A 16561-nucleotide genomic window follows, 5' to 3' on the forward strand; every position below is an offset into this window, starting at 1 on the left:
GTCCCTGCGAGTGGATCTCAAAACTCCGACTCGGGTGCCGGCACACCCTCCTCGCCACCGGCGAGGTCGAAATCCTGGCGGAGCTCCCGGATGCGGTCGCGGATATCCGCCGCGAGTTCGAACTCTAGGTTGTCAGCGGCCTCCTGCATCCGGGTCTCTAGCTCCTCGATTGCCCGGGCGGCGTCGTCCTCGCCGTCGGGTGCGAGCGTCGAAGCCTCTCCCGTGTCGGTCTTGCTCCCTGGGAGGTTCGACTCGCCAATCTCTTTCTCGATTGTGCGGGGCTCGTGGCCGTGTTCCTCGTTGAACTCCCGCTGGATGCGCCGCCGCCGCTTCGTCTCCTCGATTGCCGACTCCATCGCCGTGCTGGGCTCGTCGGCGTACAGCACCACCTTGCCGTTGACGTTCCGAGCCGCCCGCCCCATCGTCTGGATGAGCATCGTCTCAGAGCGCAGAAAGCCCTCCTGGTCAGCGTTGAGTATCGCGACCAGCGACACCTCTGGAATGTCGAGTCCCTCCCGCAACAGATTGATTCCGACGAGGATATCGATTTCGCCGAGTCGGAGACTCCGGACGAGTTCGTGTCGTTCCAGCGTGTCGGTCTCGTCATGCATGTAGGCGACATCCATCCCGGCCTCTTCGAGATACTCGGTGAGGTCTTCGGCCATCCGCTTGGTGAGTGTCGTCACGAGCGCCCGCTCGTCGTCGGGCAGGGCCTGAAGCCGTTCGATGAGGTTGCTCACCTGACCGTCGACGTCGGCGATCTCGATTTGCGGGTCGACGAGGTGGGTAGGGCGAACAATCTGCTCGACGACCTGTTCGGAGTGTTCGCGCTCGTACTCGCTCGGCGTCGCCGAGACGTACAGCGTCCTGTCGGTTTTGTCTTCGAACTCCTCGAAGGTGAGCGGGCGGTTGTCGAAGGCCGTCGGCAGCCGGAAGCCGTTCCCGACCAGTGACTCCTTCCGAGACTTGTCTCCCTCGAACTGACCGCGAATCTGTGGGAGCGTCTGGTGGGATTCGTCGACGACAGTGAGGAAGTCGTCGGGGAAGTAATCCAGCAGCGTGTAGGGTGCCTCGCCGGGTTTGCGGTCCGAGAGATGAACCGAGTAGTTCTCGATGCCCGAGCAGTAGCCCGTCTCTTCGAGCATCTCCAGGTCGAAGGTGGTGCGTTCCTCGATGCGCTGTGCGGCAACCAGGTCGCCCTGGCGCTCGAAATGGCTGATGCGGTCGTCGAGCAGGTCCTCTATCTCGCCGATGGCGTCTTCGAGACGCCGTTCTGGAATCGAGTAGTGCTCTGCTGGGTGGAGCAAGACCGCGGGCTCCTCGCTCACGATTTCTCCCTCCAGCGGGTCGACCTTCCGGAGGCGGTCGATTTCGTCGCCCCACATCTCGACGCGGACGGCATAGCGGCCGTACATCGGGTATATTTCGAGTGTATCGCCCCGGACTCGGAAGGTGCCCTGGGTAAAGTCCACGTCGTTGCGCTCGTAGTTCAGGTCGACGAGCCGCGAGAGAATCTCGTCGCGCTCGATTTGCTGGCCCTGCTCCAGTCGCAACGCCATGTCGATGTAGTTGTTCGGGTCACCCAGCCCGTAGATAGCAGAGACGCTGGCGACGACGATGACGTCGTCACGGGTCAGCAGCGAACGGGTCGCCGAGTGCCGGAGACGGTCGATTTCGTCGTTGATGGAGGCGTCCTTGTCGATGTACGTGTCTGTCTGTTCGACGTAGGCCTCGGGCTGGTAGTAGTCGTAGTAGGAGACAAAGTACTCGACTGCGTTATCGGGAAAGAGTTCACGGAACTCCTCGTAGAGCTGTGCGGCGAGTGTCTTGTTGTGGGCGATGACGAGCGTCGGCTTCTGGATTTCTTCGACAACCCAGGAGACGGTGTTTGTCTTGCCGCTTCCCGTCACGCCGAGAAGCGTCTGCTCGTCCATTCCTTGCTCGAAGCCGGCCGCGAGTTTTTCGATTGCCTCGGGCTGGTCGCCCGCTGGGTCGAACGGCGCGTCGACGCGAAACTCGCTTTCGGCTTCGGGACGGTCCGGCGAGAGCGGGCCGGTGTCAGTCATTGACTGAAGGTAGGCTCGGAGCCACTTGACCGATGCGGTCTCTCACAGCGGCCGGGGTCTGTGACGTTACGCCTCCGGCGCGAGCGCGTCCATCGTCTCCCGCCGCAGTTCGTCGCCGGTATCATCGGGAATGACGACGAGTGGCACGTCGACGGCATCGAGTGCGGCAATCTCGGCGAGTTGGTCCCGGGCCGCCTGTGGGGTGCCGGCGACACCCAGTGCGTCGAGCATCTCGTCGGTGACGGCGGCTCGTGCCGCCTCGCGCTCGCCCGACCGCCAGGCCTCGGCAATCGCTTCTGCCTGCTCGGGGAACGAGTTGGCGACCGCCCGCCGGTACCCCTCGCCGCTCCCGACGTAGTAGGCGAGATGTCCCTTGACCGCGGCCCGCGCACGCTCGGGGTCCTCGCTGGCCGCGCTCGGGACGTACGGCATTCTTGTAATCGCCTGTGGGTCTCGGCCAGCCTGCTCAGCGGTCTCGGCTATCGTCTCGAAGGCCTCGCCGAGTCGCTCGAAGGGGATGTTGTGGGGCAGCCAGCCGTCGGCGGTCCGGCCTGTTGCCCGCCGTGTCGCCGGCCCGAGTGCAGCGGCGTAGACAGCTACATCGGCCGAAAGCGACGGAAAGTCGGCAGCCTCGAACGTTGCCCCGTCGTAGGAAACGCGGCCGTCGTCGCCGAGGAACTGCTTGGTCAATTCGACGGCCTCGTGGAGGCGTCGGGGTGGGTTGTCGAACGATTCGCTGTGGAGGTCTTCGACGACCTTCCGCGTGCTCGTTCCTAGACCGAGGGTGAACCGGCCGTCGGCGGCGTCGTCGAGTGTTGCGGCAGCCTGTGCAATTGTCGCCGGAGAACGCCCGTAGACGTTGACGATTGCGGTCCCCAGTTCGATGTGCTCCGTTCGCAGGGCTGCCTGCGTCAGCGCGACAAACGAGTCACGCCCCCAGAGTTCACCGGTCCAGACCGCGTCGTACCCGCGCTGTTCGGCTCGCTCGGCGAAGGCCGCGAGGCCGTCGGCGTCGTTCGGGACGAGAATCCCAGTTTGCATGTCCAGGGCCACGACGAGTGAGGTGATAAAGGGTACGCCGTCTTCGTCAGTGACCTTCGAAGGCTTCGATTTGCTCGCGCCAGCTCTCGGGCATTGGGCGCGTCTCGCCAGTCTCGTAGTCGACGGTGACCATCACGGTCTCGGCCGTCGCGACGACCTCGTCGCCGGCGCGTACCTCGTACTCCATCGGGATGCTCGATGTCCCCAGCTCACGTGTCCGGAGCGCGATGGTGACCTGACTGTCGTCTCGCACCGGCTTCTGGTAGTCAATTTCTGTGTGAGCGACGACGGCGCTCAACTCCTCTACGCCGTCGACACCGAGCACCTCGCGCAGGTAGTCGACCCTGGCCTCTTCGAGATAGGTTACGTAGACTGCGTTGTTCACGTGTCCGGCGACATCCAAGTCCTGAAACCGGACCGATACGTCTGTTTCGTAGTTGAATTCGGGCATACTCTCGCTGTGTCGTCTACACAGTTTCACCTTCCGATTGTGGCCGCTCGCGTCCTGTCAACGCGGCGACCGGCCATACAGTATATACGGGTGGCACCCTCGGGATTGGATATGTACCTTGGAGACGAGGCTTGGCCGGACCTTGCATCGTACTTCGAGTCCGAATCGCTCGCGCTGGTGCCGGTTGGCTCGACAGAACAACACGGGCCACACCTCCCGGAGGGAACCGACCATCTTATCGCCGAGGCACTGGCCCGAGAGGCGGCCGCACAGACCGGCTACCTCTGTACCCCGACGGTGAACATCGGCGTGAGCCCACACCATCGCCAGTTTCACGGCACTATGTGGGTCGACCCTCCTGTCTTCCGGGAGTACATGGAGTCACTGGCGCGAAACCTCACATACCACGGCGTCGACCGCATCATCTTCGTGAACGCCCACGGCGGCAACATCCAGCACCTCCGCGAGGTCGGCCGGCGACTCCACGAGGACGGCACGGCCTACGCGCTCGAGTGGATGTGGGACGAGAGCATTCCCCAGTTAGTCGATGACTGTTTCGAGACGAACGGCCCTCACGGCGGCCCGAAGGAGACGGCGATGATTATGCACATCGCCAACGAGCTGGTCCACGAGGACAGGCTGACCGATGCCCGCGACGACGGCCTCGTCGACTGGGGTCGGGAGACCGGCCGTCAGTTCGGCGCACGGACGTTCTACGACGCAATCGAAAACACACCGAACGGAGTACTCGGCGACCAGACCGACGCCACTCCGGAGAAAGGCGAGCGACTGTTCGAGGCCGCGGCCGAACAGCTGTGCAAGCTCAGCGAGTGGCTCGCCGACCGCGACGAGTCGGAGCTACTCCCGCGCGAACACGTCTGATAATGATTGTTGCGAGTCGTTACCGCCGTCGGGAAACGAGACGCGGGTCTCACGCCGTGAAACACTGATATTCGTGACGTGGTCACGAAAATAACCACAACAATCACTATGAAGCCGTCCAGCCAAGCCGGGATGACAATCGTTATTCCGTATGAGCCAGTAGAGCCTGACAGGCGCGGCTAGTTCAGCGGACAGAACGTCTGGTTCCGGACCAGAAGGTCAAGGGTTCAAATCCCTTGTCGCGCGCTTTCTACGAGGAGTAGACGTGACGAGCGAAAGCAAAAGCGAGGATTTGAACCACGCGAGACGAACGGAGTGAGTCTCGCCATCGGGTTCAAATCCCTTGTCGCGCGCTTTTTATCACCGAGGCTCTCTCCCGATGAAACAGACTATCCGTCTGGCACACGTTCTCTCTGTATGACGATAGATATCGGCGATTCCGTGACCATCGAGTACACGGGACGACTCGACGACGAGACCGTGTTCGACACATCCCGCCAATCTGTTGCCGAGGAGACGGGTCTTGTCGAGGCCCAGCCAGACCGGGAGTACGCGCCGTTGACGGTCGACATCGGCGACGAGCAGGTCATCGAGGGGCTCGAAGAGGGGCTTATTGGCCTCGAAGCCGGACAGACTGAGACGCTGACAATTCCGCCCGAGAAGGCTTACGGCGAGCCAAGCGAGGACAACATCCAGGAGTTCGAAACCGACGCGCTCCGCGAGATGCTCGGCGGCCAGACACCTGAGGAGGGGTCGTATCTCGAAGCCGAGAACGGCAGCCAGGGCGAAGTCGTCCATGTCGACGAGGAAGTCGTTCGGGTTGATTTCAACCCTGGTCTCGCCGGCGAAACGCTGACGTTCGAGGTCGACATCATCGACGTCAACTAGACAAACTCTAGCAAGACACCACCCCCGCAACTTACCGGTCTGGACCACCAACCGGGTATGTGTCTTGATTATGAACGAGGGAGATCTATCCCGGCCGTCGGTCGACTCGCCTGGCGGAGGACAATCACTCCACTGCACGGCGTGTGAAGCGGCGCTCCAGTCGCCCGGACGAGACACCGTCTCGTTTCTACTTCTCGACCGACTCACAATCCCGCTTGTCGGGTGTGCCGAGCATCTCGAAGCGTTCCGTTCACTCTGTAGCCTTGCAACCGACGGGAGCGCCGAGCTTCTGGAGTACCGACCGGCCGGTGGCGTTCGCTGTCCGGGCTGTCGCCACGCACCCCGCGAGCCAGAACAGGCGATTGTTCCTGTCGGTAGCGGTGGGCTTGCCATACTCGCCTGCGAATCCCACCAGTCAGACATACTCGATCGGTTCCGAACTGGCCTGGAGGTACGACGCCATCTCACGTCGTCGCTCGACGAATCGCTTACGCGGTCAGCGATTAAATAGAGTGTCCGCGTAGTCGACTTCTGTACGCGCAGGACGACGCTTTGCCACCGAGTCAGCGGTAACCGTCTCCATCCGCGGTTGAGTCGAGTTATGTACGCAGGACGTCGCCGAAGCCCCGAAAACAAGCGGGAACAAGCGTCCAACGAGAAGTGGTGTTTATCAATATTAGAACCAGTTCGACGCCCCCGTCTTCCAGTCGATAAGTACAATTTTCCGGGGGTGGAATCGGGCCACGATGCACCTCGTCCTCGATTACGGCGGCGTCATCGTCGAACATGGTGACGAACGCGACCACGCAGACATTCTTGGCGTAGACCCCGAGACAGAGCCATACCCGGGTTGGCTCGCGTACTTCGCGTTCCGTGACGGGCTCGTCCAGAGTACAGCTGGGTACCTCGACGTGCTCTCGACGCTCACGGGGGCGTCCCGCGAGGCCTGCCGTACCTATCTCGAAACGACCTGGCTCAGCCCGGCGTTTCCCGAGGAACACGTCGAGGTTCTTCGAGAACTTGCTGCCGACCACACGCTGGTTCTGTTCAGCAATATGGCTCGCCCGTGGGTCGAGACGGTCCTCTCGGAACACGGCGTCGTCGACTGTTTCGAAGACCTCGTCGTCTCTTCGGAGCTTCGTCGGTCGAAACCACACCCCAGGGGGTACGTCGAGGCGCTCCCGGACGACGACGCTTCGGTCGCCTTTGTCAGCGACGAGTACAACGAGGACCTCCTGATGGGCGAGACGTTCGGTATGCGCTCTATCTGGGTCGAGCAGGACGACGAAACCCCATACAGAGAGCCCGATGTCCGCATCTCGGCATTCAGTGAACTGCTCGACGTCGTGTCGACAGATGACCTCTCGCCTGGTCGGTGACTCCTCCCGCAACGCCCTGTCGAGGAATGCAACCTCATACCACAAGCTGATGCATGAATTTCCATGCCTGAGTATTACTGCACGTAGTATAAGTCACCAGCGACGAAATTTCCTCGCGATGACATCGTATGATACAGAGTCTGAAGCTGACGGACGATACGTCGTTGCATTCGTCGAAAGTGCAGGCGAGGTCTCCCCTGTCTTCCAGCGGAAAGTAAACGATATCTTCGAGAAACATCTCCCGCACGTCGACGCCGAGGCGTGGTACCGAACAGAAGACGTTGTCCTCGCGTTCAGCGAGGTTAGAGATGAAATCGGTTCCAAGACGATGATGCAGGGTGGCACCGAGTCAGCGAAGGCGATTCCGTGGCCCGACTCCGTCTCGACGCTTTCGGACGCATTGACCGCCCTGATTGATCTGCACAGAGATGCCTACAGGAACAGCAATCAGACGAATCCGGCGGGGAACTACACCTTCGAAAAACTGGACAACAGAGCGGCGAGAGTAGGTATTCTCGAAGGATTTCCGTACGGTCCTGGGTTCGCAGAGGGGGTCTTCAAACAGGTTGCCGCCGACTTTGGCCCAGCGGACGCGCGACCAACCCTCGACGAAGCCAACCCGAACACAGACGAGAGTCACGCGTGGGAGTTGACCTGGTAGAGTCTCCCACTCCCGACTGTTTTTGGTGGTATTTTCCAACAATCAAACACAACACAGCGAGCGCAGCGGTGAGTGCCCCGAAAAAAGATAGGTACGGGCGTCAGTCGTCGTCAGAACCTTTCATCTCGCCGAGCTTATCGACGAGGTCGTCCGTCGAAGCCTCGGTATCGAAGGTTACCTCGCCGTCGTGTTCGGACTCGTGAACGTTGACGGCCTCCGTGTTGTCTTCGGTGTTCATCTCTTGGTTCTCTTGTTCTGACTCGTCGTAGCTTCCAAACCCCATACAACGACGGAGTGTCTGACTGCACAAAAGCGGCGTGGTCCGACAGAGCGCCGGCGACTGCCGTGTCTCATAGTGATTGTTGCGAGTCGTTACCGCCGTTGGGAAACGAGACGTGGGTCTCACGCGGTGAAACACCGATAGTCGTGACGTGGTCACGAAAATAACCGCAACAATCACTATCAGGTGTCGTCGAGACGGCCGCCCAGTACCTTCGCAGCCACCAGTACCGGGTCCCAGACGGGACTGAACGGTGGCGCGTACGCCAGATCGAGACGTTCGAGTTCCGAGACGGTCAGCCCGCCCTCAAGCGCCGTCGCGACCGTGTCGATGCGGATTGCCGCCCGGTCCTCGCCGGCAATCGTCCCGCCGAGTAGCCGGCCGGTTTCGCGGTCGGCGACCAACGTTACGGTCGTCTCGGCGTTTCCAGGATAGTAGCCCGAACGTGACCCGGCGGTAACCGTCTCTGAGAGTGGGTCGAAGCCGGCCTCGCGGGCGCTGTCGTCGTCGACGATACCGGTCCGGCCACACTCCAGTTCGAATGCTTTCAGCACTGCCGTCCCGGCAATCGCTCCGACTGGCTCGGGGTCACCGGCGACGGTCTGGCCGATTGCGCGTCCAGCCCGGTTGGCCGTCAGCCCGAGCGGGACCCATTCCTGTGTTCCGGTGACGGTATGGCGCATCTCGGCACAGTCGCCGGCGGCGTACACTCCGTCGACGGAGGTCCGACCGTAGTCATCGGTCGTAATCGCACCGGAGTCACCGCACTCGACGTGGTCGGCGACGAGGTCGGTGTTCGGACGGATACCGATCCCCACGAGCGCGAGGTCGACATCGACAGCTCCGTCTGTCGCTTCGACGCGCTCGAGGCGACCCTCCCCCGCAAGTGACTCGACGGCGGTGTCGAGATGGAGGTCGACGCCCGCTTCGGCGAGAGAATCGACGACGCGGTCACCGACTGCCTCTCCGAAGGGTGGAACAGGTCGCTCGGAACGCTGGTAGAGGTGTGTCTCCAGTCCCCGAGCACGGAACGCTTCGGCCATCTCGACGCCGACGTAGCCACCGCCGACGATTGCGACGGTCTCGGGTGGGTCGCGGTTGCGGTACTCCTCGACGACTTCGGTTACGTCGGCGTATCCCGCGTCGAACCCCTCCTCGCTGTCGGGAGGCGTGAGGAACGCCCGAACTGCGGCCGCGGAATCCATGTGATGCATCGTGAAGACGTCGTCGAGGTCGGTTCCTTCGATTGGGGCGGTCAGCGCGCGGGCACCGGTCGCGACGAGGAGGTCGCCGTAGGGCTGTTCGAACGCCTCGTCTGGTCCCTGGACGGAGACAGTCTGGCTTTCGGGGTCGATATCAACGACTTCGTGGCCTCTGTGGAGGTCGATACCGCGCTCGGCGACCTCAGCGGGCGACAGCGAGAGCAGGTTATCGAGGCGCTCTACCTCGCCTTTGATGTAGTAGGGCATCCCACAGTGGGCGTAGGAAATCCACTCGCTTTGCTCGTAGACGACGACCTCGCGGTCGGGGTCTTCGCGTTTGCACTTGCTGGCTGCGCTCAGTCCGGCGGCGTCACCGCCGATGACTACAAACGGATCGCTCATACGCGAGTCTCTCTGTCCACCCATCTAAGTGTTTGTGAGCGATTGGTTACCCCTCCTGGCTCTAAGTCGAGATATACAAACCGCTCGTGTCCGTATCGGTCGGTATGGACGAAGATACGCGCGACAACGTGGTCCCCGGCACCGACGAGGACCTCGACACGGCCGACGTCTGTGGTCCCGACTTCCGGGGCGAGACCGACATTGACGATTTGCTCGATACGTACGCGACGACGGGCTTTCAGGCGACCCATCTCGCCGAGGCAGTCGAGATTACAGAACAGATGCAGGCCGAGGACGCGACGATATACCTCACACTCACCTCGAACATCATCTCGTCGGGGCTGCGCGAGACCGTCGCCGCCCTCGTCCGGGAGGGTCACGTCGATGTCATTATCACGACCTCCGGCTCGCTGACCGAGGATGTCATCAAGACGGCAAAGCCGTTCAAGATGGGCGAGTGGGACGCAGACGAGGCCGAGCTCCGCGAGCAGGGCATCAATCGCCTCGGCAACATCTACGTCCCCTCCGACCGCTACGTCTGGCTGGAGGAGTACCTCTATGACTTCTTCGACGACTTCTTCGCCGAGGAGTCGGTCCGAACGCCGACTGCCTTCGCACGCGAGTTGGGTGAGACACTCGACGACGAGGATTCGGTGCTGAAACAGGCCGCCGACAACGACGTGCCGGTGTACTGTCCGGCCCTTACCGACGCCGAGGTCGGCAACTTCCTCTACTACTACCGGCGCGAGCACGACATGGACATCGGCATCGAAATCCTCGACGACTACGACTCGCTCATCGAGGACGGCCTGCTTTCGGAGACGACCGGCCTGATTGCCGTTGGCGCGGGCGTCCCGAAACACCACGCCATCATGACGAACCTGTTCCGTGGCGGGGCTGACTACGCCGTCTACATCTCGACGGGGATGGAGGGTGACGGCTCACTCTCAGGCGCACCCCCGGACGAGGCTGTCTCGTGGGGGAAAATCAAAGAAGAGGATACCAACTACACGCAAATCGAGGCCGAGGCGACACTCGTCTTCCCGCTGCTCGTCGCCGGCGCGTTTATGTCCTAACGCGGCCGAATCCGGACCAGTTTGTCATCGCGTTCGGTGGGGAAGCCGTCGCCCGCCCGCCCGTCGCGATTCGAGGTTACCGCGTACAGCTCGCCGTCTGGCCCTTCTTCGAGGTGACGAATCCGGCCGAGTTCGTCGGCGAGAAGTGGCGTACTTGCGGCGTGATACTCTTCGTCCATCCAGTCAGCGTCGTGGCGACCTGCGTGGTCGGCCGACAGACGGCTCTCGTCCTCGGCGAGCGTGATGGCGACGATCTGCTGGCTGATGAGTCCGCCCACGAGCAGACGGCCCTGGAGCGACGGAACCGCCTCGCCGGTGTAGAAGACTGAACCGGAGGGTGCCCAGGACGGTGCGCCCGCGACTGGGGGTTGGTAGTCGGTGCCCGAATAGGAGTCGAACCCCTCGCTGTTTCGTGCCGCTGGCCAGCCGTAGTTCTCGCCCGCCCGGAGCACGTTCACCTCGTCCCCGCCGCCGGGGCCGTGTTCGGTGATTACTGGTGTCCCGTCGGGCAGCCAGGCCAGCCCCTGTGGATTCCGGTGGCCGTACGTGTACACGCGGGGGTCACCGCCCTCGATGTCGGGATTGTCGGCCGGCGTGGAGCCGTCCGGCTCGACGCGCAGAATCTTCCCGCCGAGGGTTCCGGGGTCGGCGATTGCGTCGGGGTCGTCGAGCGCGGGGTCGCCGTCGCCGGCCGCGACCCAGAGGTAGTTCGCCGGCCCGAACGTGATGCGGCCGCCGTTGTGGTAGGCGTCGGCAGGGATACCGTCGACGATGACCCAGGAGTTCTCGTTCTGGTCGTCGGCGGTCGTGTCGAAGGCGACGACGCGGTTGGTGCGGCCGTCGTCTGTTTCGGTCGTGAAGTAGGCGTACACCAGCGGTACGTCCGGGTAGTTTGGGTGGATGGCCAGACCGAGTAGCCCGCCCTCACCGCCCTCGACGTACCAGCTATCCTCGTCTGACCCTGGGGGGAGAGACTCAGCGTCGACAACTGCATCTGGTTCGGTGACTGTCTCCCCCTCTCCCTGCGCGAGCGTCAGGATGCGACCTGTCCGCTCTGTGAGAAACAACTCACCGTCCGGGGAGAACGCAATATCCCACGGAATCTCTAAGTTCTCGGCGAGCACCTCGATCTCGTAGCCGCCCTGTTCTGGGGCTGTCTCCGGTGCCGTCCAGTCGGCGTCGTACCCGTCCCACTGCGCTATCTCGTGGCTGACGCCCACGTCGTACGGCATCTCATCGACGCCTGTCTCGCCCGGTGTCGGTGTCGCCGACTCGTCGTTCGACTCCGAGAGACAGCCGGCGGCCGCCGACAGCGAGAGCGCGCCTGCCAGACCAAGCAGCCGCCGCCGCGTATACCGTGTCATGACTGACACTCACGGAGTTGCTGGCAAATGTCTTCTGGAACTGCCCACGGAACACCGACATGTCTTCGCCGGATCGGCCGGGGAGCGCAGGCATTTATATGGATAGCGTGAGGAGTACCGGCGTGGAGATATTCGATACAGCCACAGCCACTGCCCCGGGCGGTCTCTCTCCGCTGGTCTCCTCGGAGGGGCCGGAGATGCTGATTATCGTTGCTCTCATCCTTGCGCTGGGCGTGACCGCACAGGTGCTCGCAGACCGGTTTCAGGTCCCGAGCGTGCTCTTTTTGATTCTCGCTGGCGTCGCTGTCGGCCCGAAAGGGATTAGCCTTGTCACGCTCGACACCTTCGGCGACTCGTTGACCACCATCGTCGGCATCAGCGTCGCTATCATCGTCTTCGAGGGGGCCTTCCACCTCAAGATAGCGAAACTCAGGGAGGCACCGTCGGCGACTATCCGTCTGATTACTGTCGGGGCGATTATCTCGTTCGGAGGAACGGCGCTCGCGGTCAGATACCTGCTCGGCGTCGAGTGGGGTATTGCCGCGCTAATCGGGGCCTTGCTGGTGGCGACTGGGCCAACAGTCATCACGCCCATTCTGGCGGTCGTTCCGGTCCGGGACCGCGTCGCCGCGGCACTCGAAACGGAGGGTATCGTCAACGACGTGAGTGCCGCCATCTTCGCGGCGGTCATCTTCAAACTATTGGCCTCGCAGGGAACCGACCCGGCGGACTATCTCGTCGAGTTCGTCCAGCGCCTGAGCGTCGGTGTCTTCGTCGGCCTGGTGACGGCAGGGGTCCTGTGGTTTCTGGTGGTCTACGTCGACAGTCCGTCGGCCTGGACGCCACAGAACGTCCGCCTGATGACACTCGCGGGCGCGATTCTCGCCTTCAGTCTGGCAGATGTGATTGCGACGGAGTCCGGTGTCGCGGCCGTCGCGACGGCCGGGGTCCTCCTTGGAAATCTGAATCTTCCGTACGAAGAGCAGATAGAGGAGTTCAAAGGTGACGTGACGATTGTCGTCCTCTCGTTTGTCTTCATCGCGCTTGCGGCGCTCATCGAGTTCGATACGCTGATTGATTTAGGTCTCTCAGGACTCGCCGTCGTCGCTATCGTCGCACTCGTGTTGCGCCCGGCGCTGGTCTTTCTCTCGACCGCTGGGGCGAAGTTCACGCGCGGCGAGAAGCTGTTTATGAGCTTTGCCGGGCCCCGTGGTATCATTCCGGCGAGCGTGGCGACGCTGTTTGCGATCCAGCTCCAGACGCCGGCCCCGCCGTCGAATCCGGAGGGTGCGAACATCCTTGCGGGGACGGTCTTTCTGGTTATCTTTCTGACTGTCATTTTCGAGGGCGGATTCGCGCGACAGATTGCCGAACGGTTACAGGTGATTCCAATGCGTGTACTCATCATCGGCGGCGGACGTGTCGGGAGTGAACTAAGTGAACGACTCGAAGAACGCGGCGAGAACGTCGTCATTATCGAACACGACAGCGACCTGGCCGAAACCCTTCGGAGCGACGGCTTCACCGTCAAGGAGGGCGACGGAACCAACACGGAGTGTCTCAGGGAGGCCGGAGCGGACAACGCGAAGATAATCGTCGCCGCGACGGGTGACGACGACACCAACCTCCTCGTAACACAGCTCGCGGACTCGAAGTTCGACGTTCGCAAGGTAATCACCCGTGTCAACGACCCCGAGAACCGGAGTGCGTTCGAAGACCTCGGTATCGAAACTATCTCCGAGACGGGGTCGACGGCCTGGGCAATCGACAACCTCATCGAGCGGCCGGGCCTGTCGCGGTGGATGGCAGAACTCGGCCGGAGCGGCGATGTCCAGGAGATAGAGGTGACCGACGAGGGACTCGTCGACGAGACAATCGGGGACCTGAACACGACCCTCCCCGACGGCTGTATCGTCGCACTTGTCACCCGTGACGACGAGAACACGGTCCCGGACCCACAGATGCGGATACAGTACGGCGACCGCCTCACGGTGCTCGGTCAGACCGAAGCCGTCGACGGGGCAATCGCACAACTACACCCACACGACTGACCGTTTCATAGTGATTGTTGCGAGTCGTTACCGCCGTTGGGAAACGAGACGTGGGTCTCACGCGGTGAAACACCGATATTCGTGGCGTGGTCACGAAAATAACCGCAACAATCACTATCAGTCCTGTGGCGCTGGCTCTCCGGTGGCTGTCGACGCATCGAGTGACAGTGAGGCGTAGCGACTCCAGAGCAGGAGGACACTCGGCAACACGAGCAGACTGACCAGAAACGCCGTCACGAGCGCGACGACGACGATGCTACCGAAGCTCTGGACCTGTGGATGGGGGACCAGCGCAATCGTTGCGAACGAGCCCGCCGACGTGAGCGTACTGCCAAGCAACGCCCCGCCGGTACCGGTCACTGCGGCCCGGAGTGCTTCGATTTCGTTGTTCCCCTCGCGCAGTTCGTCGGCGAACCGGTCGCCGATGTGGATGTTGTAGTCGATGCCGAGACCGACGACCAGACTCATCAGGAGGGCAGTCAAAAGCGTCAGCGGGATCTCGAGCAGATACATCCCGGCGATGACAAGCCCGACGACGAGGAAAATTGGCCCGGAGACGGCCGCGCCGAGGGTTGCGCTGCCGTGCATGAGCCGGAAGACGAGAATCAACGCAACGACGATTGCCACCAGCGCGACAACCATGGTCGTGACTACGCCGCCGATGACGTTGTCGAGAACCGCCTCGTTGACGGTAATCGGGCCGGCAGCAGTCGCCGTCCGCTGTCCGTCACCTTCCATGACGGCGGCCCCGTCGTCGAGTTTCGGGGCGATCGCGCTCGATTCCGAGAAGTCGACGTCGAGCGAGAGGGTTACCAGCAGCGACTGGTACTCACCGTCGACCCGCTCGATGACTCGCTCGGCAGTTTCGCTGTCGGCCGCGTAGAGGGCATCGTACACCGCGGCGAGATTCTGGTCGGGGATCCCGTCGTCATCTGTGTCAGCGTCCGCGAAGACATCCGCAAACTCCTCGTCTTCGGATGCGACCTGTTGCATCGCGGTCAGCGGGGACCGCTCGGCCGGGGTCGCCGACTGGTCGAGCAACAGCCCTTCCTGTGCGAGACGCTCTACGCTGGCGTCGATGTCTTCGAGCGTCGAGGGGCTGGTCACGTCGTCTTCGACGAGTATCTCGGATTTGATGGCGTCGTCGGCGTTTGCAGGCTGGTAGACCTCCCCGACGTGGCGTTGCTGTGTGAATATCTCGGTCTGCTCCCAGCCCAGCGGCTCTGGCAGTTGCTGTTTCCACTCTGCGACGTCGCCGTCGGCCTGCTGGTAGCTCTCTTGGTCGAGCTGTGTCCAGGCCACACCGCCCCCAGCGGCAACGAGTACCGCGAGCACCAACACGACGGGAGCCCCGCGCCTGGCGAGGGTGACCGTTTTTTCGAGCATCGGCCGCAGATACGAGCCGTGTCCCAGCGGGGCCTTCCGGCGGTCGAGACCGATGCGTTCGAACGTGCGGTCGATGCTGACTTTCAGTGCAGGGACGGCCGTGACGAAGATGCCAAGCGCCGAAACGACGCCGAGCGTCACGGTGATACCGATATCACGGATGCTCGGCAGCGGATTAGCCAGGTTGGCGAGAAAGCCGATAGCGGCGGTTGCGGTCACGAGAATCAGCGCCGTCGCGACGAGAGACAGGCCTCTGGCCATTGGCTTCCGGATTCCCTCTCCTGGGCCGCGTTCCTCGCGGTAGCGGTTGAAGACGTGAAAGCCGAAGTCGATACTCAACCCTGCAATCAACACGACCGGAATAATCATTATCACGCCTGCCTCAACGCCGAGCCACCCCAGGAGACCGAACGTCCACAGCACCGACAGGATGACACCAGCCATGCCGACGACCACATCGACCAGGTCGCGGTACGCAAACGCCAGAATAAACAGGATGAGCGCCAGGGTAATCGGCAAGACGAGTTCGACCATCTCGCCGAAGAAGTGTGAGCTCGCCTCGGAGTAGGCGTTAGAACTCAACACGAAGAAGCCGTCATCCTCATACTCTGTTGCCGTCTCGTAGAGGACTGTCTCGGCATCTTCCTGAGGACTGTCACCCGCTGTGTCGAGCACAACCAGGGTGCGTCGGTCGGACGAAGTCGTCCCCTCGTGGTCGGCAGGGAGGAACTGCCCGGCCTGTGGGTTCTCGTCGAGAAGCTGGCCGATGGCTGTCTCGACTTCGGCTTCACTCATCGATTCGAGCGCCTGAATCTGATCGTCGAGCGAGGCGCTGCTCCCGGCGGATTGCGTGGCGACGAGGTTCTCGATACCCCGGACGCCGTCGTCGTGAAGCGCCGCCTGGACGGTCTCGTTTTCGGTGACGCGTTGCTGGTAGCGCAATCCCGCAAGCAGTGACTCCTTCGACAGCGCGTTCCCGTCCTCATTCCAGACGTACACCGGCTCGACCTCCCTCGTCGAACCTTTGACTACCGCTTTGCTGTACGCGTCGTCGATGTACTGTGACTTCTGGACGCGGTCGATGTCGTCGAACTGCGAGGCTGTACCACCCGACTGACTCGAGGTATTTAGCTGTGGGATACCGGCCATGATGCCACCCGTCAGAAGCACCATCACCAACAGCACGATGACGTTGTGCTCCGTGACGAAGCCGGCTGCCCGACGGAGAAATCGCTGTATCATCTGGGAGGGTCTACTGTACTTGCTCACTTATAACGGGTAACTCCTGTTCGCGGAGAGAATACGACAGGTAATGTTATATATGTGAATCAAAAACAACTTTTATATACTACAACTGATCTCTGAGGGGCCACCGTTGACCTACGGCCAGTTACCGCCCGAATCGGCACTGAGTCTGCTCGGCAACGACCGA

14 protein-coding genes and 1 tRNA gene are annotated in these 16561 nt (G+C 62.1%); 8 read left to right on the top strand and 7 right to left on the bottom strand.

Annotated features, from left to right (window positions below; translation table 11 throughout):
- Positions 1-17 precede the first annotated feature (17 nt).
- The 3 genes from uvrB to OSC37_RS11340 all read right to left on the bottom strand — a co-directional run bounded on the left by uvrB (position 18) and on the right by OSC37_RS11340 (position 3558).
- Complete coding sequence (gene uvrB, locus OSC37_RS11330) at positions 18-2066, bottom strand: excinuclease ABC subunit UvrB (RefSeq protein ID WP_267161559.1); 2049 nt, start codon at positions 2064-2066, stop codon at positions 18-20.
- Between the two features lie 66 nt (positions 2067-2132).
- The gene (locus tag OSC37_RS11335; RefSeq protein WP_267161560.1) at positions 2133-3107 is read right to left on the bottom strand and encodes an LLM class flavin-dependent oxidoreductase; all 975 of its coding nucleotides are present in this window, start codon (positions 3105-3107) and stop codon (positions 2133-2135) included.
- Positions 3108-3153: 46 nt separating this feature from the next.
- Positions 3154-3558 (bottom strand): acyl-CoA thioesterase, encoded by a 405-nt coding sequence (locus tag OSC37_RS11340; protein ID WP_267161561.1) that lies wholly within the window; start codon positions 3556-3558, stop codon positions 3154-3156.
- A gap of 111 nt (positions 3559-3669) precedes the next feature.
- Here OSC37_RS11340 and OSC37_RS11345 point away from each other — a divergent pair, with 111 nt between their 5' ends.
- The 6 genes from OSC37_RS11345 (at position 3670) to OSC37_RS11370 (ending at position 7368) form a co-directional block, all read left to right on the top strand.
- Positions 3670-4440 (top strand): creatininase family protein, encoded by a 771-nt coding sequence (locus OSC37_RS11345; protein ID WP_267161562.1) that lies wholly within the window; start codon positions 3670-3672, stop codon positions 4438-4440.
- A gap of 173 nt (positions 4441-4613) precedes the next feature.
- Positions 4614-4686 (top strand) — tRNA-Arg (locus tag OSC37_RS11350).
- Between the two features lie 195 nt (positions 4687-4881).
- Entirely contained in the window at positions 4882-5328 is a 447-nt protein-coding gene (locus OSC37_RS11355; protein WP_368409586.1) for an FKBP-type peptidyl-prolyl cis-trans isomerase, read from the top strand.
- A gap of 70 nt (positions 5329-5398) precedes the next feature.
- Positions 5399-5839, top strand: coding sequence for a hypothetical protein (locus OSC37_RS11360; RefSeq protein WP_267161564.1), 441 nt, complete (start codon positions 5399-5401; stop codon positions 5837-5839).
- A 235-nt stretch (positions 5840-6074) separates the two neighbouring features.
- A complete protein-coding gene (locus OSC37_RS11365) occupies positions 6075-6707 on the top strand; it encodes an HAD family hydrolase (RefSeq protein ID WP_267161565.1) in 633 nt (210 codons plus the stop codon).
- Positions 6708-6825: 118 nt separating this feature from the next.
- Positions 6826-7368 (top strand): hypothetical protein, encoded by a 543-nt coding sequence (locus OSC37_RS11370; protein ID WP_267161566.1) that lies wholly within the window; start codon positions 6826-6828, stop codon positions 7366-7368.
- A 100-nt stretch (positions 7369-7468) separates the two neighbouring features.
- On the opposite strand, the gene OSC37_RS11375 is transcribed toward OSC37_RS11370, so the two are convergent.
- Positions 7469-7651 (bottom strand): DUF5786 family protein, encoded by a 183-nt coding sequence (locus OSC37_RS11375; RefSeq protein WP_267161567.1) that lies wholly within the window; start codon positions 7649-7651, stop codon positions 7469-7471.
- Positions 7652-7830: 179 nt separating this feature from the next.
- Positions 7831-9252 (bottom strand): FAD-dependent oxidoreductase, encoded by a 1422-nt coding sequence (locus OSC37_RS11380; RefSeq protein WP_267161568.1) that lies wholly within the window; start codon positions 9250-9252, stop codon positions 7831-7833.
- Between the two features lie 104 nt (positions 9253-9356).
- Here OSC37_RS11380 and OSC37_RS11385 point away from each other — a divergent pair, with 104 nt between their 5' ends.
- Complete coding sequence (locus OSC37_RS11385; protein ID WP_267161569.1) at positions 9357-10328, top strand: deoxyhypusine synthase; 972 nt, start codon at positions 9357-9359, stop codon at positions 10326-10328.
- Here the strand turns inward: OSC37_RS11385 and OSC37_RS11390 are convergent.
- A complete protein-coding gene (locus OSC37_RS11390; protein ID WP_267161570.1) occupies positions 10325-11692 on the bottom strand; it encodes a PQQ-dependent sugar dehydrogenase in 1368 nt (455 codons plus the stop codon). The two genes, OSC37_RS11385 and OSC37_RS11390, sit on opposite strands and share 4 nt — an antisense overlap.
- Before the next feature lie 197 nt (positions 11693-11889).
- Between OSC37_RS11390 and OSC37_RS11395 the strand changes: the two genes are divergently transcribed.
- A complete protein-coding gene (locus OSC37_RS11395) occupies positions 11890-13743 on the top strand; it encodes a cation:proton antiporter domain-containing protein (RefSeq protein ID WP_267164185.1) in 1854 nt (617 codons plus the stop codon).
- 117 nt (positions 13744-13860) lie between these two features.
- Here the strand turns inward: OSC37_RS11395 and OSC37_RS11400 are convergent, their stop codons facing one another.
- Entirely contained in the window at positions 13861-16371 is a 2511-nt protein-coding gene (locus tag OSC37_RS11400) for an efflux RND transporter permease subunit (RefSeq protein WP_267161571.1), read from the bottom strand.
- Between the last annotated feature and the right edge of the window lie 190 nt (positions 16372-16561).

This window comes from Halovenus salina (assembly GCF_026410925.1).
In the GTDB taxonomy this organism is placed as follows: domain Archaea; phylum Halobacteriota; class Halobacteria; order Halobacteriales; family Haloarculaceae; genus Halovenus; species Halovenus salina.